Annotated in this window: 1 pseudogene; it reads right to left on the bottom strand. The window is 70.1% G+C overall.

Annotated features, from left to right (window positions below):
* Positions 1–1980 (bottom strand): annotated as a pseudogene (locus tag AC1DYN_RS32270) (heme utilization protein); the annotation flags it as partial.

The following is a 1980-nucleotide window of genomic DNA, read 5'->3' on the forward strand; positions in this document are numbered from 1 at the left end:
TGCGTCGACGACATCGCGGGCGGCGAACTGGGTGGTGCTCAGCGCGTTCAGGTCGTCGGAGGCCAGCGAGGCGATCTGCGTGGTCGTCAGTGCAGCCACCTGGCCGGTGGTCAGCGAGGCGATCTGGTCCGAGGTCAGCGCGGCGAACTGGTCGCTGTTGAGGCCGCGGATGCCGGCGGTGCTGATGGCACGCAGGTCGGCGGACTCGATGTTGGGCATCTGGTCGCTGGTGAGCGCACCGACTTGCGCGGTGGTCATCGCGGCGTATTGYGCGGTGCCCAGGGCACGCAGGTCRTCGGATTGCAGGCCGGCGATCTGGCTGGGCGTCAGCGCGGCCACCTGGGCGGTGGACAGCGCGGCGAACTGCGCGGTGTTCAGCGCGTTCAGGTCATCGGTGACCAGGTTGGACAGCTGGGCGGTCGTCAGGCCGGCGACCTGGGTGGTCGTCAGCTGGCCCATCTGGTCGGAGGTCAGCGCGTCGATCTGCGCGGTGGTCCAGCCCTTCAGCGCGGCGGTGCTCAGCGCACGCAGGTCGGCCGACTCGAGCGTCGGGATCTGGTCGGTCGTCAGCGCGGCGGCCTGCGTGGTCGACAGCGCGGCGAACTGCGTGGTCGTCAGTGCGTTCAGGTCGTCGGAGGCCAGCGAGGCGAGCTGGGTCGTCGTCAGTGCGGCGACCTGGCCGGTCGTCAGCGCGGCGAACTGGTCGCTGGTCAACGAACCGAGCTGGTCCGAGTTCAGCTGGCGCAGCGCCGCGGTGCTGATCGCACGCAGGTCGGCGGACTCCAGGTTCGGCAGCTGGTCGGTGGTCAGTGCGGCAACCTGCGCCGTGCCGAGCGCGGCGTACTGGGCGGTGCCCAGCGCGCGCAGGTCATCGGATTGCATGCCGGCGATCTGCGTGGCCGTCAGCGAAGCGACCTGGGCGGTCGACAGCGCGGCGATCTGCGCGGTGCCGAGGGCGTTCAGGTCCTCGGTCGTCAGGTGCGAGACCTGGCTGGTCGTCAGCGCGGCCACCTGGGCCGTCGTCAGCGCGGCCATGTGGTCGGAGTTCAGGGCCTGTAGCTGGTCGCTCGACAGCGCGCGGATCGCGGCGGTGCTCAGCGCGCGCAGGTCGGCGGTTTCCAGCGTGGACATCTGGGTCGTCGTGATGGCTGCCGCCTGGGCGGTGGTCATCGCGGCGAACTGGGCAGTCGACAGCGCGTTCAGGTTGTTGCTCGACAGGCCATCGACCTGCGGCGTGGACGTCAGCGCGGCCACTTGCGCGGTCGTCAGCTGGGCCATCTGGTCGGAGGTCAGCGCGGCCAGCTGGTCGGTGCTGAGGTTGCGCAGCGCGGCGGTCGTGATGGCCCGCAGGTCGGCCGATTCGAGGTTCGGCAACTGGTCGCTGGTCAGCGCGCCGACCTGGGTCGAGGTCATCGCGGCGTATTGCGCGGTGCCCAGCGCACGCAGGTCATCGGATTGCAGGCCGGCGATCTGGCTGGCGGTCAGCGAGGCGACCTGGGCGGTGGACAGCGCAGCGAACTGCGCGGTGTTCATCGCGTTGAGGTCGTCGGTGACCAGGTTGGACAGCTGGGCGGTCGTCAGGCCGGCCACTTGCGCGGTCGTCAGCTGGCCCATCTGGTCGGAGGTGAGGGCGTCGATCTGCGCGGTGCTCCAGCCCTTCAGCGCAGCGGTGCTCAGCGTGCGCAGGTCGGCGGATTCCAGGTGCGGGATCTGGTCGGTCGTCAGCGACGCGAGTTGCGTCGACGACATCGCGGCGAACTGGGTGGTGCTCAGCGCGTTCAGGTCGTCGGAGGCCAGCGAGGCGATCTGCGTGGTCGTCAGTGCAGCCACCTGGCCGGTGGTCAGCGAGGCGATCTGGTCCGAGGTCAGCGCGGCGAACTGGTCGCTGTTGAGGCCGCGGATGCCGGCGGTGCTGATGGCACGCAGGTCGGCGGACTCGATGTTGGGCATCTGGTCGCTGGTGAGCGCACCGACTTGCGC

The sequence above is a fragment of the Rhizobacter sp. P2_D12 genome, from assembly GCF_056404395.1.